The sequence below is a fragment of the Paramicrobacterium humi genome, assembly GCF_900105715.1.
Lineage (GTDB): Bacteria > Actinomycetota > Actinomycetes > Actinomycetales > Microbacteriaceae > Paramicrobacterium > Paramicrobacterium humi.
Genome location: NZ_FNRY01000001.1, coordinates 2,227,185 through 2,252,739 on the forward strand (window position 1 = coordinate 2,227,185; position 25,555 = coordinate 2,252,739).

The 25,555-nt window shown below is 69.0% G+C and carries 24 protein-coding genes, 1 tRNA gene and 1 pseudogene; 5 read left to right on the plus strand and 21 right to left on the minus strand.

Annotated features, from left to right (window positions below):
* The first annotated feature begins 4 nt into the window (after nucleotides 1–4).
* A complete protein-coding gene (locus BLV49_RS11100) occupies nucleotides 5–1,900 on the plus strand; it encodes a phosphoenolpyruvate carboxykinase (GTP) (protein WP_091184064.1) in 1,896 nt (631 codons plus the stop codon).
* Nucleotides 1,901–2,081: 181 nt separating this feature from the next.
* On the opposite strand, the gene BLV49_RS11105 is transcribed toward BLV49_RS11100, so the two are convergent.
* The 11 genes and pseudogenes from BLV49_RS11105 to BLV49_RS11155 all read right to left on the minus strand — a co-directional run bounded on the left by BLV49_RS11105 (nucleotide 2,082) and on the right by BLV49_RS11155 (nucleotide 13,523).
* Nucleotides 2,082–2,300: a hypothetical protein gene (locus tag BLV49_RS11105; protein WP_091184068.1), complete on the minus strand. Its 219-nt coding sequence runs from the start codon at nucleotides 2,298–2,300 to the stop codon at nucleotides 2,082–2,084.
* Nucleotides 2,267–2,734, minus strand: a pseudogene (locus tag BLV49_RS11110) (aldehyde dehydrogenase family protein); the annotation flags it as partial. The pseudogene BLV49_RS11110 and the gene BLV49_RS11105, both read right to left, overlap by 34 nt.
* Before the next feature lie 176 nt (nucleotides 2,735–2,910).
* A complete protein-coding gene (gene hpaD, locus BLV49_RS11115; protein ID WP_091184072.1) occupies nucleotides 2,911–4,059 on the minus strand; it encodes a 3,4-dihydroxyphenylacetate 2,3-dioxygenase in 1,149 nt (382 codons plus the stop codon).
* Nucleotides 4,060–4,108: 49 nt separating this feature from the next.
* The gene (gene hpaE, locus BLV49_RS11120) at nucleotides 4,109–5,623 is read right to left on the minus strand and encodes a 5-carboxymethyl-2-hydroxymuconate semialdehyde dehydrogenase (protein WP_091184076.1); all 1,515 of its coding nucleotides are present in this window, start codon (nucleotides 5,621–5,623) and stop codon (nucleotides 4,109–4,111) included.
* A gap of 16 nt (nucleotides 5,624–5,639) precedes the next feature.
* A complete protein-coding gene (locus BLV49_RS11125) occupies nucleotides 5,640–6,338 on the minus strand; it encodes a GntR family transcriptional regulator (protein ID WP_091184079.1) in 699 nt (232 codons plus the stop codon).
* On the minus strand, nucleotides 6,320–7,780 hold the full coding sequence (locus BLV49_RS11130; protein WP_091184083.1) for a fumarylacetoacetate hydrolase family protein: 1,461 nt from the start codon (nucleotides 7,778–7,780) through the stop codon (nucleotides 6,320–6,322). Before BLV49_RS11130 ends, BLV49_RS11125 begins: the two co-directional genes overlap by 19 nt.
* A gap of 92 nt (nucleotides 7,781–7,872) precedes the next feature.
* The gene (locus tag BLV49_RS11135) at nucleotides 7,873–8,682 is read right to left on the minus strand and encodes an HpcH/HpaI aldolase family protein (protein ID WP_091184086.1); all 810 of its coding nucleotides are present in this window, start codon (nucleotides 8,680–8,682) and stop codon (nucleotides 7,873–7,875) included.
* Nucleotides 8,667–9,452: a 2-oxo-hept-4-ene-1,7-dioate hydratase gene (gene hpaH / locus BLV49_RS11140; protein WP_091184090.1), complete on the minus strand. Its 786-nt coding sequence runs from the start codon at nucleotides 9,450–9,452 to the stop codon at nucleotides 8,667–8,669. Before hpaH ends, BLV49_RS11135 begins: the two co-directional genes overlap by 16 nt.
* A gap of 198 nt (nucleotides 9,453–9,650) precedes the next feature.
* A complete protein-coding gene (locus BLV49_RS11145; protein ID WP_091184092.1) occupies nucleotides 9,651–11,309 on the minus strand; it encodes a thiamine pyrophosphate-binding protein in 1,659 nt (552 codons plus the stop codon).
* 134 nt (nucleotides 11,310–11,443) lie between these two features.
* The gene (locus BLV49_RS11150) at nucleotides 11,444–13,291 is read right to left on the minus strand and encodes an ABC transporter ATP-binding protein (protein WP_091187236.1); all 1,848 of its coding nucleotides are present in this window, start codon (nucleotides 13,289–13,291) and stop codon (nucleotides 11,444–11,446) included.
* A 22-nt stretch (nucleotides 13,292–13,313) separates the two neighbouring features.
* Nucleotides 13,314–13,523, minus strand: a complete 210-nt coding sequence (locus tag BLV49_RS11155) for a hypothetical protein (RefSeq protein WP_091184094.1) — start codon at nucleotides 13,521–13,523, stop codon at nucleotides 13,314–13,316.
* A 114-nt stretch (nucleotides 13,524–13,637) separates the two neighbouring features.
* On the opposite strand from BLV49_RS11155, the gene BLV49_RS11160 reads away from it, so the two are divergent.
* Both BLV49_RS11160 and BLV49_RS11165 read left to right on the plus strand, forming a co-directional pair.
* Complete coding sequence (locus BLV49_RS11160) at nucleotides 13,638–13,997, plus strand: A1S_2505 family phage non-structural protein (RefSeq protein WP_091184098.1); 360 nt, start codon at nucleotides 13,638–13,640, stop codon at nucleotides 13,995–13,997.
* Nucleotides 13,990–14,625, plus strand: a complete 636-nt coding sequence (locus BLV49_RS11165) for a class I SAM-dependent methyltransferase (RefSeq protein WP_091184102.1) — start codon at nucleotides 13,990–13,992, stop codon at nucleotides 14,623–14,625. The genes BLV49_RS11160 and BLV49_RS11165 overlap by 8 nt, the downstream gene beginning before the upstream one ends.
* Here BLV49_RS11165 and BLV49_RS11170 read toward each other — a convergent pair.
* The 4 genes from BLV49_RS11170 to BLV49_RS11185 form a co-directional block, all read right to left on the minus strand.
* On the minus strand, nucleotides 14,603–15,061 hold the full coding sequence (locus BLV49_RS11170) for a hypothetical protein (protein WP_091184105.1): 459 nt from the start codon (nucleotides 15,059–15,061) through the stop codon (nucleotides 14,603–14,605). The two genes, BLV49_RS11165 and BLV49_RS11170, sit on opposite strands and share 23 nt — an antisense overlap.
* 79 nt (nucleotides 15,062–15,140) lie before the next feature.
* A complete protein-coding gene (locus BLV49_RS11175; RefSeq protein WP_143034043.1) occupies nucleotides 15,141–15,446 on the minus strand; it encodes a hypothetical protein in 306 nt (101 codons plus the stop codon).
* 435 nt (nucleotides 15,447–15,881) lie between these two features.
* The gene (locus tag BLV49_RS11180; RefSeq protein WP_143034044.1) at nucleotides 15,882–16,529 is read right to left on the minus strand and encodes a hypothetical protein; all 648 of its coding nucleotides are present in this window, start codon (nucleotides 16,527–16,529) and stop codon (nucleotides 15,882–15,884) included.
* A 127-nt stretch (nucleotides 16,530–16,656) separates the two neighbouring features.
* Nucleotides 16,657–16,729: transfer RNA gene (locus tag BLV49_RS11185), tRNA-Lys, on the minus strand.
* A gap of 116 nt (nucleotides 16,730–16,845) precedes the next feature.
* Here BLV49_RS11185 and BLV49_RS11190 point away from each other — a divergent pair.
* Both BLV49_RS11190 and BLV49_RS11195 read left to right on the plus strand, forming a co-directional pair.
* On the plus strand, nucleotides 16,846–17,475 hold the full coding sequence (locus BLV49_RS11190; protein WP_091184114.1) for a DNA-directed RNA polymerase subunit beta: 630 nt from the start codon (nucleotides 16,846–16,848) through the stop codon (nucleotides 17,473–17,475).
* Between the two features lie 224 nt (nucleotides 17,476–17,699).
* Nucleotides 17,700–18,296: an anti-sigma factor gene (locus BLV49_RS11195; RefSeq protein WP_091184117.1), complete on the plus strand. Its 597-nt coding sequence runs from the start codon at nucleotides 17,700–17,702 to the stop codon at nucleotides 18,294–18,296.
* Between the two features lie 4 nt (nucleotides 18,297–18,300).
* On the opposite strand, the gene pstB is transcribed toward BLV49_RS11195, so the two are convergent.
* The 6 genes from pstB to BLV49_RS11225 all read right to left on the minus strand — a co-directional run bounded on the left by pstB (nucleotide 18,301) and on the right by BLV49_RS11225 (nucleotide 25,512).
* On the minus strand, nucleotides 18,301–19,080 hold the full coding sequence (gene pstB / locus BLV49_RS11200) for a phosphate ABC transporter ATP-binding protein PstB (RefSeq protein WP_091184119.1): 780 nt from the start codon (nucleotides 19,078–19,080) through the stop codon (nucleotides 18,301–18,303).
* Between the two features lie 14 nt (nucleotides 19,081–19,094).
* Nucleotides 19,095–20,168, minus strand: coding sequence for a phosphate ABC transporter permease PstA (gene pstA / locus BLV49_RS11205; protein ID WP_091184122.1), 1,074 nt, complete (start codon nucleotides 20,166–20,168; stop codon nucleotides 19,095–19,097).
* Nucleotides 20,168–21,121, minus strand: coding sequence for a phosphate ABC transporter permease subunit PstC (gene pstC, locus BLV49_RS11210; RefSeq protein WP_091184127.1), 954 nt, complete (start codon nucleotides 21,119–21,121; stop codon nucleotides 20,168–20,170). Before pstC ends, pstA begins: the two co-directional genes overlap by 1 nt.
* A 72-nt stretch (nucleotides 21,122–21,193) precedes the next feature.
* Nucleotides 21,194–22,279, minus strand: coding sequence for a phosphate ABC transporter substrate-binding protein PstS (locus BLV49_RS11215; RefSeq protein ID WP_091184130.1), 1,086 nt, complete (start codon nucleotides 22,277–22,279; stop codon nucleotides 21,194–21,196).
* A gap of 126 nt (nucleotides 22,280–22,405) precedes the next feature.
* Entirely contained in the window at nucleotides 22,406–23,344 is a 939-nt protein-coding gene (locus tag BLV49_RS11220) for an NUDIX hydrolase (protein WP_091184133.1), read from the minus strand.
* The gene (locus tag BLV49_RS11225; RefSeq protein WP_091184137.1) at nucleotides 23,341–25,512 is read right to left on the minus strand and encodes an RNA degradosome polyphosphate kinase; all 2,172 of its coding nucleotides are present in this window, start codon (nucleotides 25,510–25,512) and stop codon (nucleotides 23,341–23,343) included. The genes BLV49_RS11220 and BLV49_RS11225 overlap by 4 nt, the downstream gene beginning before the upstream one ends.
* Nucleotides 25,513–25,555 lie beyond the last annotated feature (43 nt).

The window sequence follows — 25,555 nt, forward strand, 5'->3', positions numbered from 1 at the left end:
TCTCATGTCACTCGCCACTCTCCTCGGACGGCACAGCGGACGAGACGACGAGGCGGTGACCGAGAGTCGTGATCAGGCGCGAGCGGATGCCGCCGGGCGAGAAGTGCCGGCAGCGGCATCCGGTCGTGCGTCCCTTCTCGCGTGGGTCGACGAGGTGGCCGCGCTCACGCAGCCCGACGAGGTCGTCTGGTGCGACGGGTCGCGCGCCGAGAACGATCGCCTCACGAAGCAGATGGTCGCCGAGGGCAAGCTCATCCGGCTGAACCCCGAATGGCGGCCCAACAGCTTCCTCGCCCGCTCGACCCCGTCGGACGTCGCGCGCGTCGAGGCGCGCACGTTCATCGCGAGCGAGAAGGAGGAGGACGCCGGGCCCACGAACAACTGGGCAGACCCCGCGCAGATGCGGGAGACCCTCACGGGCGTGTTCGCGGGCAGCATGCGCGGTCGCACGATGTACGTCGTGCCGTTCTCGATGGGTCCCGTCGGCGGCCCGCTCAGCCAGCTCGGCGTGCAGCTCACCGACTCCGCCTACGCCGTCGTGTCGATGGGCATCATGACCCGCATGGGGAAGCGCGTGCTCGAGCTCATCGACAACGGCGCCCCGTGGGTCAAGACGCTGCACTCGGTCGGCGCCCCGCTCGCGCCGGGCGAGGAGGATGTGGCCTGGCCGTGCAACGACGAGAAGTACATCGTGCAGTTCCCCGAGGCGCGCGAGGTGTGGTCGTACGGCTCCGGCTACGGCGGCAACGCCCTGCTCGGGAAGAAGTGCTTCGCGCTGCGCATCGGCAGCGTCATGGCGCGTGACGAGGGCTGGCTCGCCGAGCACATGCTGCTCATCCGCGTGACGGACCCGAACGGCCGCGCCTATCACGTCGCCGCCGCGTTCCCCTCGGCGTGCGGAAAGACGAACCTCGCGATGCTGCGTCCCACGATCCCCGGCTGGAAGGTCGAGACGATCGGCGACGACATCGCGTGGCTGCGCCCGGGCGAGGACGGCCGACTGTGGGCCATCAACCCCGAGGCCGGGTTCTTCGGCGTCGCCCCCGGAACCGGAGAGTCGACGAACGTCACCGCCGTCGAGACGCTGTGGGGCAACACGATCTTCACGAACGTCGCGCTGCGCGACGACGGCGACGTGTGGTGGGAGGGCCTGACCGACACGCCGCCCGAGCACCTGATCGACTGGGAGGGCAACGACTGGACGCCCGACTCCGGCCGGCCCGCCGCGCACCCCAACTCGCGATTCACCGTCGCCGCCGCCCAGTGCCCGCAGATGGCGGACGACTGGGAGGCCGACGGCGGCGTGCCGATCGACGCGATCCTGTTCGGCGGTCGCCGCGCCACGAACGTGCCGCTCGTCGTCGAGGCCACCGACTGGAGTCACGGCGTGTTCATGGGCGCCACGATCTCCTCCGAGCGCACCGCCGCCGCGGAGGGCACGGTCGGCGAGCTGCGCCGCGACCCGTTCGCGATGCGCCCGTTCTGCGGCTACAACATGGCCGACCACTGGGCGCACTGGCTCTCGATCGGGCAGAAGCTGCGCTTCGACCGCGCGCCGCGCGTGTTCCAGGTCAACTGGTTCCGCAAGGGTGACGACGGCCGCTTCCTCTGGCCCGGATTCGGTGAGAACGCGCGCGTGCTCGAGTGGATCACCGGCCGCGTGAGCGGCGACGTCGGCGCCGAGACGACGCCGATCGGCCGCATCCCGCTGGGAGGCGACCTCAACGTCGACGGACTCGACCTGCCCGCCGACGACCTCGCCGAGCTGTTCGCCGTGAACCGCGACACGTGGCTGTCCGAGGCCGACCTGACCGAGGAGTTCTTCGCCCAGTTCGGTCAGAAGCTTCCCGCCGCGATGCGGGCCGAACTCGACGCGCTGCGCTACCGGCTGCGTCACTAGACCGCCGCGGCGCGCGCCGGGGGACAACGGTGTGCGCGCCGCGGCCACCTCGTGAGCCGCGCGGAGGCGGGCAGGGGCAGCGCCCTGGCCGGACGGTCCTTGCCTCCCTCCGCGCGGCTCACGCACCCTCAGGCGTGGGCGGCGGATGACGAATGGGGCGTGCATGCGCCGCCCGCACACCTCAGGACGGATCGGATGCCGCTCGCGCGATCTCCGCGCGGAGGATCCCGCGCAGTCGCTCGAGCGATGCACGGCTCGTCGCAATGCGGCCGAGCGCGAGCTGCTGGAACACGATGCCGTCAAGGCTCGACCAGACGAGGTCGGTGAGCGCGGCGTCGTCGAGGCCGAAGTGCCGCAGCTGCCGGCCTGCCACACCGAGATCATCATGGGCCAGTTCCACGGGCCCATCGCCCCGACGACGCCGATCGGGCGGTAGTGCAGCACCGCGTGCGAGTCGCCGTCGTCGATCACGACATCGGGGTCGAGAGGGGTGGATGCCGCTGCGCGAAGCCACCCGGACGCGCCGCCGACCTCGAACCGGGCGTTCGGGCCGTTGAGCGGCTTGCCCTGCTCGCGCGTGAGCAGCTGCGCGAGCGCCTCCGCGTTCTCGTCGATCGCGTCGGCGGCCTTCAGCAGGATCGCGCTGCGCTGCTCGTGCCCGAGGTCGTCCCACGCGGGCTGCGCCGCTGCCGCCGTGTCGACGGCCGCGTCGAGGTCGGCGACGGAGTGCACGGGCGCCTCGCCGATCACCTCTCCGGTCGCCGGGTTCGTGATCTCGCGGCCGGCTCCCGGCTCGGCGGTGATGGCGGCCAGAAGGCTCTCGAACGTGTGCATGGCGGTTCCTCCACTGTGAGTCGGCACGGTGAGACGTGTCCTCTCACGCTACGGCTCCGCCGTCGCCGCCGGTTGACCGGGCGAGCAGGGCGCTTGACGGAGCGTGCAGAGTTGCGGCGCGGGGAACGCGAAACGGCGGCGCAGGCCGAAGCCCGCGCCGCCGCATCCGACCGCTCCTAAAGGGTGTTGCCGAGCTTGAAGCCGGCCTCTGTGTCGCCCTTGCGCGTGTACGAGAAGCCGTCGGCGCCGATCGTGACGGCCATCTCGCTCTTGTCCTCGCGCTCGCGCACCGGCTGCGGGTTGCCGTCGAGATCGAGAACGAGCGAGGCCTCGGTGTACCAGCTCGGCACGACGGCGTGGCCCCACCAGTCGCGGCGCTGGTTGTCGTGCACGTCCCACGTCACGCGCGGGTTGTCGGGGTCGCCCGTGTAGTAGTCCTGCGTGTAGATCTCGACGCGGTGCCCGTCGGGGTCGCGCAAGTAGAGGTAGAACGCGTTCGAGACGCCGTGACGGCCGGGGCCGCGCTCGATCGCGTCCGACATGCGCAGCGCGCCGAGCTTGTCGCAGATCGCGATGATGTTGTGCTTCTCGTGCGTCGCGAACGCGACGTGGTGCATGCGCGGTCCCGCGCCGCCGGTCATCGCCGTGTCGTGCACGGTCGGCTTGCGGCGCATCCAGGCCGCGTACGTCGTGCCCTCGTCGTCCTGGATGTCCTCCGTCACGCGGAAGCCGAGGTCCTCCATGTACTTCACCGCGCGCGGCACGTCGGGCGTGACCTGGTTGAAGTGGTCGATGCGCACGAGCGCGCCGGGGGAGTACAGGTCGTACCGCCAGGCGAGACGCTCGACGTGCTCGACCTCGTAGAAGAATTCGTAGGGGAAGCCGAGCGGGTCCTCGACGCGCACGGAGTCGCCGATGCCCTTCGTGAAGCCCTCGGCGCGACGCTCGACACGGCAGCCGAGCTCGGTGTAGAACGCGACGGCGGCGTCGAGCTCCTCGGGGGAGCGCACGCGGTACGAGAACGCGGAGACGGCGGCCGTGTCGCCCTTGCGGAGCACGAGGTTGTGGTGGATGAACTCCTCGAGGCTGCGCAGGTAGACGGCGTTCTCGTCCTCCTCGGTCACGACGAGGCCGAGCACGTCGACGTAGAAGTTGCGGCTGACCTCGAGGTCGGTGACGACGAGCTCCATGTAGGCGCAGCGCAGCACGTCCGGCGGCGCGGCCTTCGGCGTGGGGATCGGGTTCGCGGGCGCCGGGACGGGGTCGCCTTGCGTCACGACGGGTTCGGGCGCGTCGGGGGTCACGACGGGTTCCTTTGTGCTCATGGTGCTTCCTTGCGTGTTTTGAGAGAGGAGATTGACGGATGCCGCCGGGCTATGCCCCGACGGTCTTCGCGGCTTCGCTGCCGAAGCGGGCCGTGTGCACGTCGCCGAGGGTGATGTGCACGGCCTGCTGGTCGGTGTAGAAGTCGATCGAGCGGTAGCCGCCCTCGTGGCCGAGGCCGGAGGCCTTGACGCCGCCGAACGGGGTGCGCAGGTCGCGCACGTTGTGCGAGTTGAGCCACACCATTCCCGCGTCGATCGACTGCACGAACGTGTGCGCACGGGTCAGGTCGCTCGTCCACACGTACGCGGCGAGGCCGTACTTCACGCCGTTCGCGAGCTCGAGGGCCTCCTCGTCGGAGTCGAACGGCGTGATCGCGACGACCGGGCCGAAGATCTCCTCCTGGAAGATGCGCGCGTCGGGCTTCACGTCGGCGAACACGGTCGGGGCGACGTAGTTGCCCGTGTCGAGGCCCTCGGGGCGGCCACCGCCGGCGAGCAGCCGGCCCTCGGTCTTGCCGATCTCGACGTAGCTCATGACCTTGTCGTAGTGCTCGGGGTGCACGAGCGCGCCGACCTCCGTCTTCGGATCGTGCGGGTCGCCGACGCGGATGTTCTTCGCGCGCGCGGCGTAGCGCTCGCAGAACTCGTCGTAGATCGAGCGCTCGACGAGGATGCGGCTGCCCGCGGTGCAGCGCTCGCCGTTGAGGGAGAAGACGCCGAACAGGGTCGAGTCGATCGCGGCGTCGAGGTCCGCGTCGGCGAAGACGACGGCGGGCGACTTGCCGCCGAGCTCCATCGACATGCCCTTGAGGTTCGCGGCGCAGTTGCCGAAGATGATCTGGCCCGTGCGGCTCTCGCCCGTGAACGAGATGAGCGGCACGTCGGGGTGCTTCACGAGCGCGTCGCCGGCCTCCTCGCCGATGCCGTTGACGAGGTTGAACACGCCCTTCGGCAGGCCCGCCTCTTCGAAGATCCCGGCCCACAGGCTCGCGGACAGCGGCGTGAACTCGGCGGGCTTGAGAACGACCGTGCAGCCCGAGGCGAGCGCGGGAGCGAGCTTCCAGCTCTCGAGCATGAACGGCGTGTTCCACGGCGTGATGAGGCCCGCGACGCCCTTCGGCTTGCGGTTCACGTAGTTGACCTGGCGGCCGGGCACCTTGTAGGCGTCGTCGGCCTGCGCGACGATCAGGTCGGCGAAGAAGCGGAAGTTCTCGGCCGCGCGCTGCGCCTGGCCGAGGGCCTGCGTGATCGGCAGCCCGGAGTCGAAGGTCTCGAGCTCGGCGAGCCGGGAGTCCTGCGCCTCGACGGCATCCGCGATCCGGCCCAGCACGCGAGCGCGAGCACGGGGCAGCATGCGCGGCCACGGCCCGTTGTCGAAGGCGTCCTTCGCGGCGGCGACGGCGCGATCGATGTCTTCCGACTGGCCGGCGGCGGCTGTCGCGTAGTTCTCGTTGGACACCGGGTCGAGCACGTCGAACGTCTTGCCGGAGATGCTGTCGACGAACTCGCCGCCGATGTAGTGCTTGATCGACGTCGGCAGGTTTTCGGGCACGTAGTGGACCATGGGGTGCCTCCTTTGGTTAGGTGTGTCGTGGTTTGTGGTGGGACTGGTAGTCGAGGAACGCGTCAAGCGTCGCGGTGCGGTGGTCGCGCGCGGCGAGCTCGACGGTGAGCGGATCTGCGTCCGACTCGATGAGCTGGAGCAGATTCTCGTGCTCGGTCACGGAGTCCCGCGCCCGGCCGGGCACGAAGCTGAACGTGGAGTCCCGCAGCACGCGCATGCGGTTCCAGCCCCGGTGCACGAGATCGAGAACGTGCGGGTTGGGGCAGTTCTCGAACAGCACGGAGTGGAACTCGAGGTTCAGCTCGGTGAACTGGTGCGGATTGAAGTCGTCGAGGCACGCGATCATCTGCGCGTTTATCGCGCGCGCCCGCTCGATGTCGTCAGCCGTGATGAACGGCGCGGAGAAGCGCGTGGCCGCCCCCTCGACGAGCGCGAGGGTCTGCATCGTGTGCGCGTATTCGGTCTCCTCGACCATTGCGACCTGGGCGCCGACGTTGCGCACGAACGTGACGAGGCCTTCCGCCTCGAGTCGGCGGATCGCCTCGCGCACGGGCACGACGCTGACGTCGAGCTCGCCGGCGATCTGGCTGAGCACGAGCCGGTAGCCGGGGACGAAGCGACCGCTCTCAATGCGTTCGCGAATCCACGCGTACGCGCGCTCGGACTTGCTCTGCGTGGCGCCGGGCGCCGAGGACATCACTGCGTCGACTGCCATGCGCGGTACCGTTCCCTCCACTCGGCGTTCATGGGGAAGAGGCCGTCGATGGCCTCGCCGTTCGCTACCTGCTCGGCGATCCACGCGTCGGCGCGTTCCTGCTCGTACGCCTCGTCGATGACCTCGCGGGCGAGCTGCGGGGGGATGACGATGACGCCGTCGCCGTCGCCGACGATGAGGTCGCCCGGCTGAACGGCGGCGCCGCCGCACGCGATCGTCACGTCTGTATCCCACGGCACGTGCCGACGACCGAGGACGGAGGGGTGGGCGCCCTTCGAGAACACCGGGATGTCGAATCCCGACACTTCCTCGAAGTCCCGCACGCCGCCGTCGGTGACGATGCCGGCGGCGCCGCGCACTTGCGCCCGCAACGCGAGCACGTCGCCCACGGTGCCGGTGCCCGATTCGCCCCGCGCCTCCATGACGAGCACCTCGCCGGGGTTCACGGCGTCGAAGGCGCGCTTCTGGGCGTTGTAGCCGCCGCCGTGGGAGGCGAACAGATCGGGACGGAACGGCACGAAGCGCAGGGTGCGGGCGAGGCCGAACATCTTCTCGCCGTGGGTCGCGCTGCGCACGCCCTCGATGAAGATGTCGACGTGTCCGCGCTTGCGCAGCGCGGCGCTGAGCGTCGCGACGGCGGTGGCCGAGAGCTTCTCGCGCATGTCGTCGCTGAGCTCGAACCGCTCCTCGGCGGGCAGGCCCGCCGCTTCGCGGCTGCCCCACGCCTCGGTGCGCTGCAGATCGTTCGTGCTCGGCTTCGTGCCGACGTCTGAGAACGGCACATCGCCCGCCGTGACCGTCGTCACGAGCTTCCCCGTGGTGGGCGAGCCGGGCGCGGTTGGCGCGTCGACCTCGACCTCGACGACGTCTCCGGGAGAGACGACGGACGAGCCGGCGGGGGTGCCGGTGAGGATGATGTCGCCCGCGTGGAGCGTCATCATCTGCGAGAGGTCGGCGACGAGCTGGCAGAACGGGAACAGCAGCCCGGCGGTCGTGTCGTCCTGCGCGATCTCGCCGTTCACCCACGTGCGCACGCGCAGCGCGCCCGGGTCGACCTGGTCGGCGGGGATCACGGCGGGGCCGAGCGGCGTGTAGCCGTCTCCGCCCTTCGAGCGCACGTTCGAGCCCTTGTCGGCGGCGCGGAAGTCGTAGATGCCGAAGTCGTTGGCGGCGGTCACGCCGGACACGGCCGCCCAGCCGTCCTCGGCGGAGACGCGGCGCACGTCGGTGCCGATGATGAGCGCGATCTCGCCCTCGAACGCGAGAAGCTCGGCGCCGAGCGGCCGCTCGATCGTGCCGCCGGAAGCGCTCACCGACGAGGAGGGCTTGAAGAAGTAGGACGGGTTTTCGGGGGTGCGGCCGCGCTGTTCGGCGCGTGAGCGGTAGCTCAAGTGCACGGCGATGATCTTGCCCGGCGTGGGCAGTGCCTCAGGGGCGCTCATGTGTTCTCCCATCGGTGCGAGGCGTCGTATTTCAAATGATATACGATTGCTCGACGACTTTCTAGTGGTTTCTCATCGGCGGGCGGCGACCATCAGTAGCTCGCTCGCGTCGGCGCATTCTCGCCCGTGATCCACTCGTCGGCGAGCTTCTCGCTCGCGCGGGCGAGCAGCGCGACATCGGCGGCGACCGCGACGAAGTCCGCTCCCGCCTCGACGTAGCGGCGCGCCATCGCCGGGTCGAAGGCGTTGACGCCGACGGGCACGCCGAGCTCCTTCGCGGTGCGGATCGTGCTCTCGACGGCGGCGACGACGTCTGGGTGGCCCTGCCGGCCGAGCAGCCCCATCGACGCGGCGAGGTCCGACGGCCCGATGAACAGCGCGTGGACGCCGTCGGTGCCGGCGATTTCCGCCGCGTTCTCCACGGCCTGCGCCGTCTCGATCTGCACCGTGAGTGACACCGTGGAATCCGCGTTCGCGAGGTAGTCCTCGTAGCGGTTCCACCGCGACGCGCGAGCAAGAGCGCTGCCGACGCCGCGGATGCCGTGCGGGGGATAGCGCACGGCGGACACCGCCGCCGCGGCATCCTGTGGCGTGTTGACCATCGGCACGATCAGGTTCTGCGCGCCGATGTCGAGGAGCTGCTTGATGATGACGGGCTCGCCGAACGGGGCGCGCACGAGGGGCGTCGCGGGGTAGGCGGCGATGGCCTGGAGCTGCGGCACGATCGTGTCGAGCGTGTTGGGGCCGTGCTCGCCGTCGATGAGGATCCAGTCGAGGCCGCTGCCCGCGCAGATCTCGGCGTTGAGCGCGCTGCCCGTGCACACCCACATGCCCACGAGGGGGCGGTCGGTGTCGGCGAGGCGATCGCGGAAGGTGGGCTGCGGGGTCAGGCGAATCGGCATGTGACGGCTCCCAGCTGTCCGTAGTCGGCGTGCACGGTGTCGCCGCGCTCGACCCACATGGGGCGCGTGAACGAGCCGGCGAGGATGATCTCTCCGGCCTCGAGGCGGTCGCCGTGGTGCGCGAACTTGTTGGCGAGCCAGGCGACGCCGGATGCCGGGTGGTTGAGCACCGCGGCGGCGACGCCGGATTCCTCGATCGTCTCGTTGCGGTACAGCAGCGCCGAGACCCAGCGCAGGTCGACGGCGTCGACGGCGACGGGGCGGCCGCCCGTGACCATGGCGCCCATCGCTGCGTTGTCGGAGATCGTGTCGACGATCGTGCGGCCCTGCATCTCGATGCGGGAGCTCAGCACCTCGAGCGCGGGCACGACGTACTCGGTCGCGCGCAGCACGTCGAAGAGCGTGCAGCCCGGGCCCTCGAGCGCCTCGCCGAGCACGAACGCGAGCTCGACCTCGATGCGCACGTTCGAGAAGCGGTCGAACTCGATGACGGAGCCGTTCTCATAGACCATGTCGTCGAAGATGACGCCGTAGTCGGGCTCCGTGATGCCCGTCGCCTGCTGCATGACCTTCGACGTGAGGCCGATCTTGCGCCCCACGAGCCGGCGTCCCGCCTCGATGCCGCGCTGCTTCCACACGTTCTGCACCGCGTAGGAGTCGTCGATCGTCATCTCGGGGTGTCGCGCCGTCAGCAGGGGGATCATCGATCGCGATCGTTCCGCCTCGGCGAGTTCGTCGGCGATTTCGACGATGTCAGAGTGCTCAAGCACAGATGCTCCACTTCGTTGTCGATAGCTCTCGCATTGATCGTATACGATCAGCGGACGCCCGCGCCATGGGCCTCGCCATCAGGGGGCCGGTTCCCGTATGGGAGCCAGAACCGCGGATGGGAGCCACGATGTCGAGGCTCCCCAAAACGATTCTGGCTCCCTTCGGCGAATCTGTCTCCGAGAGACGGGCGAGTCCGTTCAGGCCGAGACGGATGCCGCTTCGAAGAGCGTGCCGTTCTGGGCGATGATCTCGTCCTGATACGGCGCACGGATGCTGCGCGACACGCGGCAGTCGAGGAGGAAGACTCCCTCCGCGCCGTCGGCGAGCCAGGTCTCGACCTCGGCGAGGTCGTCGAGTGAGGCGACGGTGGAGGCTCGAGCGCCGAGCGAGCGCGCCATTCCGGCGAAGTCGGCGGCGGGGATGAGCATGGGGTCCTCGGCGAAGCCTGCGAGACCGTACAAGTGCACTTCGGCGCCGTACGCGGCGTCGTTGTAGACGACGATGAGTCCGCGGCGCACGCGTCGAATGGTCGACTCGAGGTCGGCGAGGGCCATGAGCCCGCCGCCGTCGCCCGTGCACAGCACCGTGAGCTCGTCCGGGCGCGCGGCGGCGGCGCCGACCATGCTCGGCAGGCCGAGACCGATGGTCTGGTAGGCCGTGCCGACCATCGCGAACCGGTCGGGGGCGCTCACGGTGAGGTAGGTGTTGACCCAGCCGAGGAAGTGCCCGCCGTCGGTGACGACGGTGCGCTCGGCCGGCAGCGCGCGCTCAAGGCGCGCCGTGAGGCTGCGCGGGTCGAGCAGCCCGTCGGGCGCCGCCACGTCGCCGGGCTCGCGCCGGTGCAGCCCCGCCAGGTCGCCCACGCTGTCGCGCCAGCCCGTCGAGGGAGCGTCGCCGAGGCGGTCGAGGAGCGCTTCGGCGGTCAGGCGAGCATCGCCGGTGACGAAGCAGTCGACGCGCGGGTTCGTCGCCGTGTCGGCGACGTCGAGCTGGATCACCGTCGCGCTTTCGCCGAAGAGGAAGCCGAAGCGCGTCGTGAACTGGTTGAGCCCGGCGCCGGCGGCGACGACGACGTCGGCCTCGGCGGCGAGGCGCATGGCCTCGTCCTGCCCGAATCCGCCGGCGACGCCGATGTCGGAGCCGGGGGAGAGCAGGCCGCGGCCGAGCGCGGAGCTCGTCGTGAGCGCGCCGAGTCGGTCGGCAAGCGCGTCGAGCGCGGGACCGGCGCCGGCGAGCCAGGCGCCGCGGCCGACGAGGATGAGCGGGCGTCGCGCGCCGCGGAGCGCCTCCGCGGCGCGCTCGAGCGGCTCCGGCGCCGGGTGCAGCGCGGGAGCGAGCCGCAGGGGCCGCTCGGCGTCGTCGTCCGCGTCCGAGGCCTCCGCGCCCGCGAGGTCGTACGGGATCGCGAGAACGACGGCGGTGCGGTGGTTAAGGGCGTGCTCGAGCGCGGCGCGCGTCGTCGTCGCGGCATCCGATCGGCTCACGGTGAAGGTGCGGGCTCCGACCGCCGCGGCGATCGCGGTCTGGTCGACGTCCCAGGGGCGGGCCCCCGTCGTGGGAGCGTCGCCGACGACGAGCACGAGGGGAGTGTGCGCTTGCACGGCCTCCGCGAGCGGCGTGACGGTGTTGGAGAAGCCGGCGCCGTAGGTCGCGGTCGCGGCGGCGATGCGGCCGCTTGTGCGGAAGTACGCGTCGGCGGCGGCGACGGCTCCGGCCTCGTGTCGTAGTGCCGTGTAGCGCGCGGGCGTGTCGTCGAGGGCGTCGAGAAGGTAGGCGTTGCCGTTGCCCATGACGCCGAACACGTCGGTGAGGTGGGCGGAAAGGGTTTCGGCGATGCGGCGGGCGACGGTAGGCATGATGCTCCTTGGAGACAACGGACGGGAAGATTCCGTATGTGTCTCGCGCCTCGCGCTTCGTGCCCATTTTTCGAGCACCGGGCAAACGTCGCCCTGACGCAACCACTGTAGCGCGCGGCGACCGCCGCGGCGCGTCACACGAGCAGCTGGTGCTTCGCGAGGTCGCGGTACAGCGGCGTCGAGTCGACGAGCTCGGAGTGCGTTCCGGCACCGACGACGCGGCCCTCATCGAGAACGACGATGCTGTCGCTGTCGACGACCGTGGAGAGCCGGTGTGCGATCACGATGAGGGTGCGCCCGGTCGCGACGGCGTCGATCGCCTCGCGCATCTTCTGCTCGTTCACTCCGTCGAGGCTCGACGTCGACTCGTCGAGCAGCAGGATCGGCGGGGCCGAGAGGATCGACCGCGCGATCGCGAGCCGCTGGCGCTCGCCGCCGGAGAGCATGATGCCGTCCTCCCCGACGGGCGCGTCGAGGCCGAGCGGGTTGCGAGCGAGCACATCGTCGAGGTTCACGGCGTGCAGCACCCGGATGCAGTCGGCGTCGGTGGCGTCGGGGGAAGCGAGCAGCAGGTTGTCGCGAATCGACCCCGCGAGCACGGGAGCGTCCTGCTCGACGTAGCCGATGCCCGCGCGCAGCTGCTCGCGGTCGAGCGCGCGGATGTCGACACCGCCGACGCGGATGCTGCCGCCCGTCGCGTCGTAGAAGCGCTCGATGAGGCCGAGAATCGTGGACTTCCCCGCTCCCGACGGACCGACGAGGGCCGTGCGGCGACCGCGCGGCACCTCGAAGCTCACGCCGCGAAGCACGGCGTCGCCCGGGCGCCGCTTCTCGGTGTTCTCGCTGTCGTCGTGCACCGCGGCGGCGGCATCCGGATACGCGAACGTCACGTTGTCGAACGCGATCGCAGGAGCATCGGGGGAGGCGACGCCTGGATCGGTGAGGGATGCCGCGACGGCGGCGTCATCGTCGGCCTCGCGCGGCAGCCGGATGATCTCCTGGATGCGGCCGAGCGCGCCGAGCGCCTGGTTCGTCGCGCTCACGGCGCCGAACGCCTGACCGAGCGGCATGATCATCATGAACAGGAACAGGATGAACGCGACGAGGCTCGCTATCGTGATGGCGCCGCTCGCGACGCGGAAACCGCCGACGCCGAGCACGACGAGGAACGAGGCCTGCATGGCCACGCCCGCGACCGGGACCACGAGCGCCGAGACCTTCGCGACGCGGATGCCCATGCGCCACGCGCCCGTGGCGTCCTCGTCGACGGTGGCGATCTCGCGCGCCGTCGCGTTGGAGGCGCGGATCGTGCGCACCGAGCTGATCGCCCGCTCGATGGAGGCGGTGAGGTCGCCGACCTTCTTCTGCGTGCGCGCGCTCGCTGTGCGGATGCGTCCCGCGAGCGCGCCGACGACCACGATCGACAGGGCGATGACGCCGGCGGTGAGCCCGAGCAGCACCGGGTCGATGATGAGCATCGCGATGATCGCGCCGATGAACGTCACGGCGCCGCCGATCGCCTCGACGAGGCCCTGCGTGAGCACGGCGCGAAGCAGGGTCGTGTCGCTGCCGACGCGGGACACGAGGTCGCCCGTGCGGCGCGAGTCGAACTGCGCGATCGGCAGGTGCAGCAGGCGCGCGACGAGCCGCCGGCGGCTCGACAGCACGACGCCCTCGCCCATGCGCTGAAGCAGGTAGTGCTGGTAGCCCGAGATGAGCGCCGAGATCACGACGAGCGCCACGAGCGCCCACACGAGGGCGCCGAGCGGATCACCCTTCTCGACGAGCTGGATCACCTGGCTCACGAGCAGCGGCTGTGCGAGCGAGGCGAGCGCGCCGAACAGTCCGAGGATCAGCGCCGCCCACAGCGGGCCCTTGTGCTCGAACAGGTACGGCAGGAGTTCGCGGAACGTGGCGCGTGGTCCGTCGTCGCCGCGGGAGCGGCCGAAGGGGGAGCGTCGGGGAGTGGAAGTGGTGCTCATGCGTTCTTTCGAGACGGGGCGGTCAGTGCCGTCCATACTTCTTATGCACAGCCTGCTTGCTCACGCCGAGGGCGAGAGCGATGAGCTGCCACGAGGCGTTTGCGTTGCGAGCGCGGCGAACGGCTGCGGCCTCGACTCTATCGATCTCACCTCGGAGCTTGGCGATAGCCCGAAGCGCGGTGATCGGGTCGTCGGAGTCGGCGCCGCCGACGAGTGTCTTGAGCGTGTCCATGCGTCAACTTTAGTTGACGGTCTCGAGATCCGTCAACCAGGGTTGACGCGACGCTAGCGGTGGTGTTGCCGCCGAACTACGCTGAGCGAGACGGATGCCGCCGAAGGAGGTCGCATGCACATCGAGAAGCTCGAACCCGGCGAGGTCTTCGTCTTCGGCGCGAACGCGACGGGGGCGCACGGCGCCGGCGCCGCCCGCACAGCCTACGAGAAGTTCGGTGCCGTGTGGGGCCAGGGCAACGGGCTCCAGGGGCAGTCCTACGGCATCGACACGATGAGCGGGCGCGAGGTCATGGCGCGCGAGGTCGACGTGTTCCTCGACTTCGCCCGTCAGCATCCGGAACTGACCTTCCTCGTCACGCCGATCGGCTGTGGCATCGCCGGGTACACGCCCGCGGAGGTCGCGCCGCTGTTCGGGGACGTGCCGGAGAACGTCGTGCTGCCGGAGCAGTTCACCGAGGTCCTCGGTGACTGATTCGAGCGAGGATCGCCGCACCGCCTGGGAGGAGCGCTACAACTCAAGCGAGCGCATCTGGTCCGGCGCGGCGAACGCCGCCCTCGTCGACGTCGCCGGGGCGCTCGAACCGGGGCGCGCTCTCGATCTCGGCTGCGGCGAGGGCGCCGACGCTATCTGGCTCACCGGGCGCGGCTGGCGCGTGACGGGCGTCGACATCTCGCAGACGGCTCTCGACCGCGCTCGCGTCGACGCGACGACGGCGGGGATCGAACCGAGGCACATCGATTGGGTGTGCGCGGATCTCACGACGTGGCAGCCGGAGGGATCGTTCGACCTCGCCTCGGCGTGCTTCCTGCACGACACGCACGGCTTCGAGCGCGCCCCCGTCATTGCTCGGGCCGCCGCGAGCATCGTGCCGGGCGGGCACCTGCTGATCGTCTCGCACGCGGAGATGCCGCCGTGGGCGAACGCGCACCATCACGGGCAGATGCCGACCGCCGAGGAAGAGGCGCGCATGGTCGAGACGGCGGGCGGCGTGTGGGAGGCAGCGATCGTCGAGGTGCGGCGGCGACAGGCGACAGGACCCGGCGGTCAGCGAGCCGAGCTCGCCGACAATGTCGTGCTCATGCGCCGCGCGGCTCGGTGACGGGCGCATCGAGCACCCACAGCGCGGCCCACGCGCGCTCGCCGCGCGGGCCGTCGAACAGCTCGCGGCCGCTCAGGGCGTATGCGTGCCTGAGGTGGTCGAGGGCGTCGGGCTCGTCGCCACGCTCGAGGGCGAGCACACCGACCATGTACTGCACGAACGCGTCGCTCTGTCCATCGCTCGCGTTCAGGGCGGCACGAAACGCCTTCTCGGCCCCCGCGGCGTCTCCGGCGGTGTCGAGAGCGTCGCCGATTGCGGCATGAAGCCAGACGGCTGTGTCCCACTGCTGACTCGGCATCGGCAGCAGGGCGATGGCCTTCCGCCAGCAGGCGAGGGCGCCTGCGTCATCTCCCTCGTCGTACATCTCGCTTCCCGCCTCGCTGAGCCGGGCGATCTCGTTCAGCGTCGCTGCGCTGATGGATGTGCGTGACGGCATTTTTCCCCCCGATGGCTCGGTCGAGTCGAGCGTAAGCGCGCAGTGTGAATCGCGGGTGAACGCTGGACAAGCTATTTCGTCACCACTCCTGCACGCGTGCCAATCGACGGATTCGGTCGTCGAGATCATGGGGAAACCAGGCGAGAAGTGCGTCCCGGTCGGCGCCCATGCGCGCGCGGCCAACGGCGTTGCCCATGCGGCGCTTCTCTAAGCGTTTCAACGACGGTTCGCCGCGCAGATCTCGCCCGGTCATGAGGGGAGCAAGCGTGAGCATATCCGCGAGATGCCGAACTTTATGCGGGTCGTCGAGGATCTCTTGATAGGCGGCGGCCTTCGCTACAAGAGCGCCGAGGATCGTCGGCGTCCGGATCGCGGCGGACTGCATGTCCAGCGACACTTCGATGGTCTCCGTGCGGTTCAGCAGATGCTGCGCCCGGTGCCGCGATCATCTCGACCCCGGCTCTGCTCAGTGCTTGCATGAGCCGCTCCCCGAGAAATCGCGGCTGAAGGACGTCAATCTGCGCCTCCTTCCGCACCCAGCGGTGCATTCGTCCGTTGAAGTCCGTGTGCGTCGCGCTAAAGCCGACGTGCCGCAAGCCGTCGGCCACCTTCTGTGCGGCGCCAGCATCGGCGCGAAGATCGACTACAAGGTCTGCATCAGAGCTCGGTCTCGGTGGTCGGGCGCCGCGAAGCATCGAGTGCAGGTAGGTGACTTGGCCTCCGGCTAGGGACCAACCAGTGGGGCATACCGCGGCGAGGTCCAGAATGCCACCCCACGAGGCTTAGGCCTCGTGGTCCAGTCCAGCCAGATCGAGGTGCTTCACCGAGAGCTCTTCACCAGTCGAGACAGAATGCGGTTCGCTTCACGAGTCTCCCGGGTTCGGCCCCAGTCCGCGAGATCTGCGGCTACAGCGGCGGCCCCCAAGCGGTCGGGTGCGCCGGTGCGCAGCCGAACGTTGCCGGACCGATCCTCGTCGAGAAGATACTCGCGGATCACGGCTGCCAGATCGTCCGCGGAGATGTACGCTTCCAGCTCGTCGCCCGCTGTCATGCCAGACCCCGGGGAGCCGACACGAGACACTCGTATGCGCGCGTCGCGACGGAGATCAACCACGTCGTCGGAAGAAGCCCGGTAGCGATGGATCGGGCTGCGAGCACTCACCTTTTCAGCGAGAAGCTGTGCGGGGTTCTCACTCGAGAAGATCTCTTGCACATGCTCTCGTACGCGAGCGCGTTCGGAACTGCGGAGGTCCGGGGTTTCGTGACCGTCCACAGCGGACAGCACGGCCCAGGCCATTCGCGGCGACAACGGCCTTGTCGCTCGAGGGTGCCAGAGCATAGAGCTTTCCTCAAGAAGGATGGTGCCATCCGAGAGGACTTGGACCGGCAACGTGCCATTGCGCACCAGTTCGTAGACACGGCGGGGGCTGATGCCCTTCAACCGCGCAAACTCGCTGACCCTGCGCATAACACTACTGTACGCGATCATGAAGGGAAGTGTTCGCTTCTGGAGCGCGAATTTGTCCTCTCGGAAGGATTCCGCAAAGCTCGAGAGGCTACCGTCCCAACTTTCCGGCGGGTGATCGGTGCGAGGGTGCGCCCGGTGGGGCTCGAACCCACGACCCGCGGATTAAAAGTCCGATGCTCTACCAACTGAGCTACAGGCGCTGACCCTCTTAATCTACAGGTCGCGACTGGGCGTTCGCGACACCGGCCGGCGGACGTGGCGGAGTAGCGTTGACGGTGGCTTCTGCAGCATCCGATGTCGACTCGAAAGGAGAGCGATGAGCCGGGACTATCACAAGCCGACCAAGTTCCCCTCGGGCATGTTCGAGGCGTTCGAGGGCGGCATGGACCCTGCCGAGTCGAGCCGTATCGCGCACGAGACGGCTCGAGCTCTGCTGTCACGGGTGCGGGCGGACCCGGACCCCGGCATCATCGACCGGCTCATCCGCTTCACCGACGAGCACGGCATCGACACGATCGCCGAGCTGTGGTCGCATGCGACGAGCCGGAGTCTGCCGGGGAGCCTGTGGCGCATCTACCTGCTGCGGCTGCTCATCCGCCAGGACCCGCACATGTGCGGCGTCATCTTCCAGCGCGGCACCGAGGAGCTGTCCACGATCGACCCGGTCGTCGCCGGGGCGGCCGCTCCGACCGGGCCAGGGGAGATCATCGAGCTCGCCGACCGCATCCTCCGCGGGGTGTTCGAGGGGGACTTCACGATCGCGCTCGAGCGTGCGGCGGCATACTGTCGGGTGTCGGCCGCGGGTGCCACGAGCATCGCCGACGACCTCGAGTCGACAGAGCCGCAGCGTGCGACGGAGCTTACGCGACGCGCCGTGCGCTACGCCCAGTTCGCCCGGGACCTGACATCGGCGGCGCGGCTGTGGCGCCTCGACTCGCTCGACTGAGTCCTGCCATCTTCGGCGCAGAATCCGCTGGGAATACCCGCGAGAGCCATGCGTTACACTCTTTCGTGGCCGGGCCGCTAACCCCGGGCTCCAACATTCGCCGCTTCGAGCGGCCTTCCGCCGAGAGGCGTTCAGCGGCCCGGTCCCTTTGATTTCGGCGACGTTCAAACGGAACGCCGCGGGCGCTTCGGCACCACTTTCCCCCACCGTGAGAAGCTTTATACGTGAGCAACGAGAACCAGATGTCGGCCACCGCCGCAGCGCCCACCACGAAGTCCGGCCGCGCGGCGCCCGCTCGCTCCGATGACGCGGACTGGAAGCAGCACAAGGCGGAGCGCAAGGCCGCCAAGCGCGGCGGCAAGAAGTGGTACGCGCAACCGCTCGCCGCAACGCTCGCAGCCGCCGCGGTCGCCGTGTCGATCGTGCTCGCGAGCTGGTTCACGGGCCTCATCGAGAACGGCAACCAGCTTCCGCAAGCGCTCAAGCTCGCGCAAGTGAACGCGCAGAGCGACGTCCTGCGCTCCCAGGTCGTGCTCGCCGACGGCGAGGACACGGCAACGCTCGTGTGGTCACGGAAGATCGATTCAGCCGTGCTTCTGGTCGAGGGGCTTCCCGCCATCGGCAGCGGCGACTACCGGGTCTGGTACGCCGTCGGCGACGAGATGGTGGCGGCCGGTACGCTGCACGTCGACCACTCCGGGTCCGAGACCTGGGCAGTGCTCGAGGGCGACATCAGTGCGGCCGGAGCCGTTATCGTCACGGCTGACGACGCGGACGCCGCCGCACCGAGCGCGGTCCCGCTCGTCGAGATCTCCCTCTGAGCCTTTAGCCGAAACGTCCCGAGACGTAGTCCTCGGTCGCCTGAACACTCGGCGTCGTGAAGATCGTGTGTGTGTCGTCGTACTCGATGAGCTTCCCGGGCTTTCCGGTGCCGGCGATGTTGAAGAACGCCGTGCGGTCGGAGACGCGTGAGGCCTGCTGCATGTTGTGCGTCACGATGACGATCGTGTAGTCCTGCTTCATCTCCTCGATGAGGTCCTCGATCGCGAGAGTCGAGATCGGGTCGAGCGCCGAGCACGGCTCGTCCATGAGCAGGACATCCGGCTCGACGGCGATCGCTCGAGCGATGCACAGGCGCTGCTGCTGACCGCCCGAGAGCCCGGAACCCGGCTTGTCGAGGCGATCCTTGACCTCGTTCCACAGGTTCGCTCCGCGCAGCGCCTTCTCGGTGAGATCATCCTGGTCGGAGCGCGACATGCGCTTGTTGTTGAGTTTGACGCCCGCGAGCACGTTCTCCTTTATCGACATCGTCGGGAACGGGTTCGGGCGTTGGAACACCATGCCGATCTGCCGGCGCACGGCGACCGGGTCCACACCCGGGTCGTACAGATTGTTGCCGTCGATGAGCACCTCGCCGTCGACGTATGCGCCGGGGATGACCTCGTGCATGCGGTTGAGCGTGCGCAGGAACGTCGACTTGCCGCAGCCGGACGGGCCGATGAACGCCGTAACGGTGCGCGGCTCGATCGTGAGGGAGACATCCTCCACGGCTTTGAAAGCGCCGTAGTACACGTCGAGGTCGTTGATTTCTATTCTCTTGGACACGTGGTTCCTTTGCGTCAGCGGCCCGTCTTGGGGGCGAAGTATCGGGCGATGAGTCTCGCGATGATGTTGAGCAGCATCACGATGAGGATGAGGGTGAGCGCGCCGGCCCACGCGCGGTCGAGGTAGGACTGCGAGTCGGTTCCCTGGCTCACATATGAGTTGTACACCGCGACGGGCAGGCTCTGCATGCGGCCTTCGAACAGGTTGTAGTTCATGTTGTTCGTGAAGCCCGCTGCGACGAGCAGGGGAGCGGTCTCGCCGATCACGCGCGCGATGGCGAGCATGACGCCCGTGGTGATTCCCGCGATCGAGGTCGGCAGCACGACCTTGAGGATCACGAGCCAGCGCGGGACGCCGAGAGCGAGCGCCGCTTCCCGCAGCTCGTTCGGCACGACGCGGAGCATGTCCTCGCTCGAGCGCACGACGACGGGGATCATGATCACCGCGAGCGAGACAGCCCCGGCGAAGCCGATCTTCGTGCCGGGCCCGAACAGGAGCGCGAAGGCGGCGTACGCGAACAGGCCGGCGACGATCGACGGGATGCCGGTCATGACGTCGACGAGGAACGTGATGGCCCTCGCGAGCGGTCCGCGACCGTACTCGACGAGGTAGATCGAGGTGAGCAGTCCGACGGGGACCGAGATCACGGCGGCCGTGAGCGTCATGAGCACCGTACCCGTGATCGCGTGGATAAAGCCGCCGCCCTCGCCCACGATGTTGCGCATCGACCACGTGAAGAACGTCAGGTCGAAGCGCTGCGACCCGCTCACGATGACCGTGATGACGAGGGAGATTAGCGGCGCGAGGGCGATGAGGAACGCCGCCGAGACGAGTGTCGTGATCAGGCGGTCCTTCGCGCGCCGTGAGCCCTCGATGAGCCAGGAGGACACGAACAGCAGCACGGCGAAGAGGATGGCGCCGACAACGATGGCGCCCGTGATGTTCAGCGACTCGGTCGTGCCCGCGACCTCCAGCAGGACGAAGGCGAGGAGCGAGACGGCCATCGAGCCGACGAGGATGAGCCACGGAGCCGGCTTCGCGAGTCGGCCCGTCGCGTACGTGTTGGGCAGTGCAGTGGTGGCGGCCATCAGTTGGCTCCCGAGAAGTCTTTGCGGCGGGCGATGATCCAGCGCGCGATCATGTTGATCACGAGCGTGATGGCGAACAGCAGGAGGCCCGTCGCGATGAGGGCGTTGACGTTCATGCCGAACGCCTCGGGGAAGCTGAGGGCGATGTTCGCGGCGATCGTTCCCGGGTTCGCCGAGGTGAGGACCTTGAGCGAGATGCCGCCAGACGCTGAGAGCACCATGGCGACTGCCATCGTCTCGCCGAGGGCACGGCCGAGCCCGAGCATCGACGCGGAGATGATGCCGGAACGGCCGAACGGCAGCACCGACATGCGGATCATCTCCCAGCGAGTCGCGCCAAGCGCGAGCGCTGCCTCCTCGTGCAGAACGGGGGTCTGCAGGAAGATCTCGCGACAGAGCGCGGTGATCACGGGCAGCACCATGACGGCGAGCACGATCGCGGCGGTGAGGAGCGTGCGACCGGTGCCGGAGACGGGCGGTGCGAACAGCGGAAACCAGCCCATGTGCTCGGTCAGCCAGGCGTAGACGGGCTGGACGGCAGGGGCGAGCACGTTCGCGCCCCACAGTCCGAAGACAACGGACGGCACCGCCGCGAGCAGGTCGATGATGTAGCCGAGCGTCTGCGCCAGCTTGCGAGGCGCGTAGTGGGAGATGAAGAGGGCGATCCCGACGGAGACGGGCACGGCCATGAGCAGGGCGAGGAACGCAGCCCACACGGTTCCGAACGCGAGCGGAGCCACATACGACCAGAACGACTCTCCCCGCAGGATCGGCACAGAGTCCGGATCCGCGACGATTGCCGGAGCTCCCTGCACAAGCAAGAACGCCGCGACGGCGGCGAGTGTTGCCAGGATCAGGGTTCCGGCGGTGAGAGTGGAGGCGGAGAAGACGCGGTCGCCGAGTCGCTGCTTCACACGGGGGCGGGCGGGGGCTGCCGCTGTGGGCGATGTCATGCGGTTGCGTTGTCCTCGGGTCTCGGAGCGCGGTGCCCGGCGCCTGCGGGAGGCGCCGGGCACCAGTCGGTGTTACTTGATGGCCTCGACGGCGGTGTTCGCCGCGTCGAACAGCTTCTGGGAGATCGGCGCGATGCCCGCCGCCTCCTGGCCGGCCTTCTGGCCGTCCTTGCTGATCACGTAGCTGAGGTAGGCCTTCGTGAGAGCGGCTGCGTCGGCGTCCTGATACTCGTTGCAGGCGATCAGGTAGCTGACGAGGACGATCGGGTAGACGCCGGACTCGGTGCTCGCGCGGTCGAGCTCGATTGCGAGATCGCCGTCTTCGCGGCCGTCGGCAAACGGCGAGGCGTCGACGATGGCCGCAGCGGCCTCAGCGGAGTAGGGGACGTAGTCGTCGCCGACCTTGACCGAGACGGTGCCGAGGTCACCGGCGCGAGACGCGTCGGCGTAGCCGATGGTGCCGGTTCCGCTCGTGACGGCGTCGATGACACCGGAGGTTCCCTGAGCGGCCTCTCCGCCTTCGTACGCCCAGTCACCAGAGGGCTCGGCATCCCAGACGTCGCCGGCGACGGCGCTCAGGTACTCGGTGAAGTTCTCGGTGGTGCCCGACTCGTCGGAGCGGTGAACCGCCGTGATCGCGGCATCCGGAAGGTTCGCGTCAGGGTTCTGGCTGACGATCGCCTCGTCGTTCCACTTCGTGATGTCGCCCTTGAAGATGCCAGCGATCGTTGCCGCGTCGAGGTCGAGACTGTCGACTCCGTCGACGTTGAAGACGATTGCGATGGGGGAGATGTAGGCGGGGATCTCGATGATGCCGGTTCCCGGCGTGCACGAGCCGAAGTTGTCCTTCGCGATCTCGTCGCTCGTGAAGGCGCGGTCGGAGCCGGCGAACGAGCTCGCGCCGGCGATGAAGTTGTCGCGGCCCGCGCCCGAGCCTTCCGGGGCGTACTCGACTGTCACACCGGGGTTCGCGGTCTGGAATGCGGCGACCCATGCCTCCTGGGCCGACTGCTGCGAGGTCGCGCCGCCGCCGACGAGCGTGCCCGAGAGGGCGCTGTCGGCGGAGCCCGTCGCGGCGCTCTCGTTCGCCGCGCACGAGGTGAGGGCGAGGGATGCGGCCGCGGCCACGGCCAGGAAGCCGTAACGCTTGATGTTCACAGGTATGTGCCTTTCGCTGATGACAGGACTGGTCGGGATCTCGTCCCTTCCGTGCGTCACGCTAAGTAGGTCGCGTGACCAGAGTCCCTCACCGCGGTGAACGCGAGGTGAACGGCGGGCGTACGGTCAGTCGCGGGGACCGTGGGTCTCGATCGTGATGATGCCCGAGCCCGGATTCGACACCGACAGGTGAACGATCGAGAACTCGCCGGTGCCGAGCGCAGCGGCATCCCGCAAGTAGCCGCCTTCGAGCGTGCCGGTGGCCAGGGCGATCTCCCTGAGGATGTCGGGAAGCACCGGTCCGTGGCTGCACAGCACCGCCGTGGCGCGCTTGCGCACGCGCTTGCCGACGACGCCGCGCACGTCGGACTCGCCCTGCTCCCAGGCGTCCTGGCTGATCTTGTCCGTCTTCTTCGGCTCGATGCCGGCCGCGGCGGCGAGCGGCGCGACCGTCGTGACGCAGCGCACGGCGCTCGAGGTCACGATCTTCGCCGGCGCCCATGCCCGAATCGACGGGACGACGGATGCCGCCTGGCGCACGCCCTTCTCGGTGAGCGGCCGCGACGCGTCGGAGCCGTCCCAGTCGCCGCGCGGCGTCGCCTTCGCGTGCCGCAGCACGATGAGCGCGAACGTGTCGGTGACGCCCTCGTCGACGAGCGCGGCGAAGCGCTCGAGCACTTCGACGTCCTGCTCGTAGCTGAGGTAGCGGCGTGCCTTGTCGAGGCCGACCCACTCTTGCGCGGCGACCTCGCCGTTCGGAACGAAGCTCGAGCGCTGCAGCGCCTTGTCGGTGACCTTCGCCGCCCAGTAGTGCACGAACTTGCCGCGGCCCGACCCGAGCGTGTACTGCGCGATCCCGAGGGGCACGCCGAGCGCCACGTCGACGCCCGTCTCCTCCTTGATCTCGCGCACGGCCGTCTGCGGCAGCGTCTCGCCGGGGTCGACCTTCCCCTTCGGCAGTGTCACGTCGCCGTATTTCGTGCGGTGGATGACGAGAACGAGGACCTCGCCGTCGACCTCGCGCCAGCACACGGCTCCCGCGGCGAAGACGGCTTTCTCGCTCACCGGCGGCTCCTCGGGCGCCGGCGCTGCGAGGTGAGCGCCATGAGCTTGTCCTGCAGGTCGACGAGCGGCTCGCCGTCAGCGTCGAAGGCGTGCCTCGTCCACGTGCCGTCGGCCTCGAGCCACCACGACGAGGTGCCGTCGTCCATCGCGAGGTCGATCATCGCGTCGGTCTCGTCGAGGTGCCGCTGGTCGCGCAGCTGCACGAGCACTTCCACGCGCCGGTCGAGGTTGCGGTGCATCATGTCGGCGCTGCCGATGTAGACGCGCTTGTCGGGACCGCCGAACGAGAAGATGCGCGAGTGCTCGAGGTAGCGGCCGAGGATGGAGCGCACGCGGATCGTCTCGCTCATGCCGGGGACGCCGGGCTTGAGTCCGCAGATGCCGCGCACCCAGATGTCGATCGGCACTCCGGCCTGGCTCGCCCGGTAGAGCGCGTCGATGATGGCCTCGTCCACGATCGAGTTCACCTTGATCCGGATGCCGCTCGGCTTCCCCGCCTCGGCGGCGCGCCGCTCCTTGTCGATGAGCTTGAGCAGGCCCTTCCGCAAGTGCAGCGGGGCGACGAGAAGGCGCTTGAACTTCTTCTCGATCGCGTAGCCCGAGAGCTCGTTGAACAGGCGGGTCAGGTCGTTGCCGACCTCGGCGTCCGCGGTGAACAGGCCCAGGTCCTCATACACGCGGCTCGTCTTGGGGTTGTAGTTTCCCGTGCCGATGTGGGAGTAGTGCCGCAGCTGCCCGTTCTCGTGCCGGATCACGAGCGCGAGCTTGCAGTGCGTCTTGAGCCCGACGAGCCCGTAGACGACGTGCACGCCCGCCTTCTCGAGCTTGCGCGCCCACTCGATGTTGTTCTGCTCGTCGAAGCGCGCCTTGATCTCCACGAGGGCGAGCACTTGCTTGCCCGCCTCGGCGGCGTCGATGAGCGCCTCGACGATGGGGGAGTCGCCCGAGGTGCGGTACAGCGTCTGCTTGATCGCGAGAACGTTCGGATCGGCGGCGGCCTGCTCGAGGAACTCCTGCACGCTCGTCGCGAACGACTCGTACGGGTGGTGCACGAGCACGTCCCGCCGCGAGATCGCACCGAACAGGTCGGCCTTCCCGTTCGGCTCCGGCGGCCGGAAGTCGATGGCCGTGTTCGGCACCCGCCGCGGGTACTTGAGGTCGGGCCGGTCGATTGAGGCGAGCTCGAACAGGCCGCCGAGGTCGAGCGGGCCGGGCAGCCGGTACACCTCTTGCGCGGTGATGTCGAGCTCGCGCACGAGCAGCTCGAGGGTCTGGTCGTCCATGTCCTCGGTCACCTCGAGACGGATGGGCGGGCCGAACCGGCGGCGCAGCAGCTCGCGCTCGAGCGCCTGGATGAGGTTCTCGGACTCGTCCTCCTCGATCTCGATGTCCTCGTTGCGCGTCACGCGGAACACGTGGTGGTCGATGACCTCCATGCCCGCGAACAAGTCGTCGAGGTGCTGTGAGATGAGGTCCTCGAGCGGGATGTAGCGCACGTGGACGGGCGATTCGCGGTGGTCGACGCGGATGAAGCGCGGCAGCATCTGCGGAACCTTGATGCGCGCGAACTCCTGACGCCCGGTGCGCGTGTTCCGCACGCGGACGGACAGGTTGAGCGAGAGCCCCGAGATGTACGGGAACGGGTGCGCCGGGTCGACGGCGAGCGGCGTGAGGACGGGGAAGATCTGGGCGGCGAAGTAGTCGCTGAGGTACTCGTGGTCGCTCGCGTCGAGCTGGTCCCAGCTGACGACGCTGATGCCCGCCTCGGCGAGCTTCGGCTCGACGTCGCGGTGCCACGCCTCGGCGTGCCGCTTCTGCAGCTCGTGGGCGCGCGTCGAGATGTCCTCGAGAACCCCTGCGGGTGCCCGGCCGATGTTCGTCGGCACCGCGAGACCGGTCACGATGCGGCGGCGAAGTCCCGCGACGCGCACCATGAAGAACTCGTCGAGGTTGCTCGAGAAGATCGCGAGGAAGTTCGCGCGCTCGAGCACCGGCAAGGTGTCGTCCTCCGCGAGCTCGAGCACGCGCTGATTGAACGCGAGCCAGCTGATCTCCCTGTCGAGGTACCGGTCATCGGGCAGCCCGGCGCCCTCGTCGCCCATGACGGGGTCGAAATCGTCGTCGTCGCGGTCGATCGCGGAGTCGTTGACGAAGTCAATGGAAGCCATTTCCTCATCTTGGCATCCCCGCGCGGCGGGCGCGAGCGCGTCC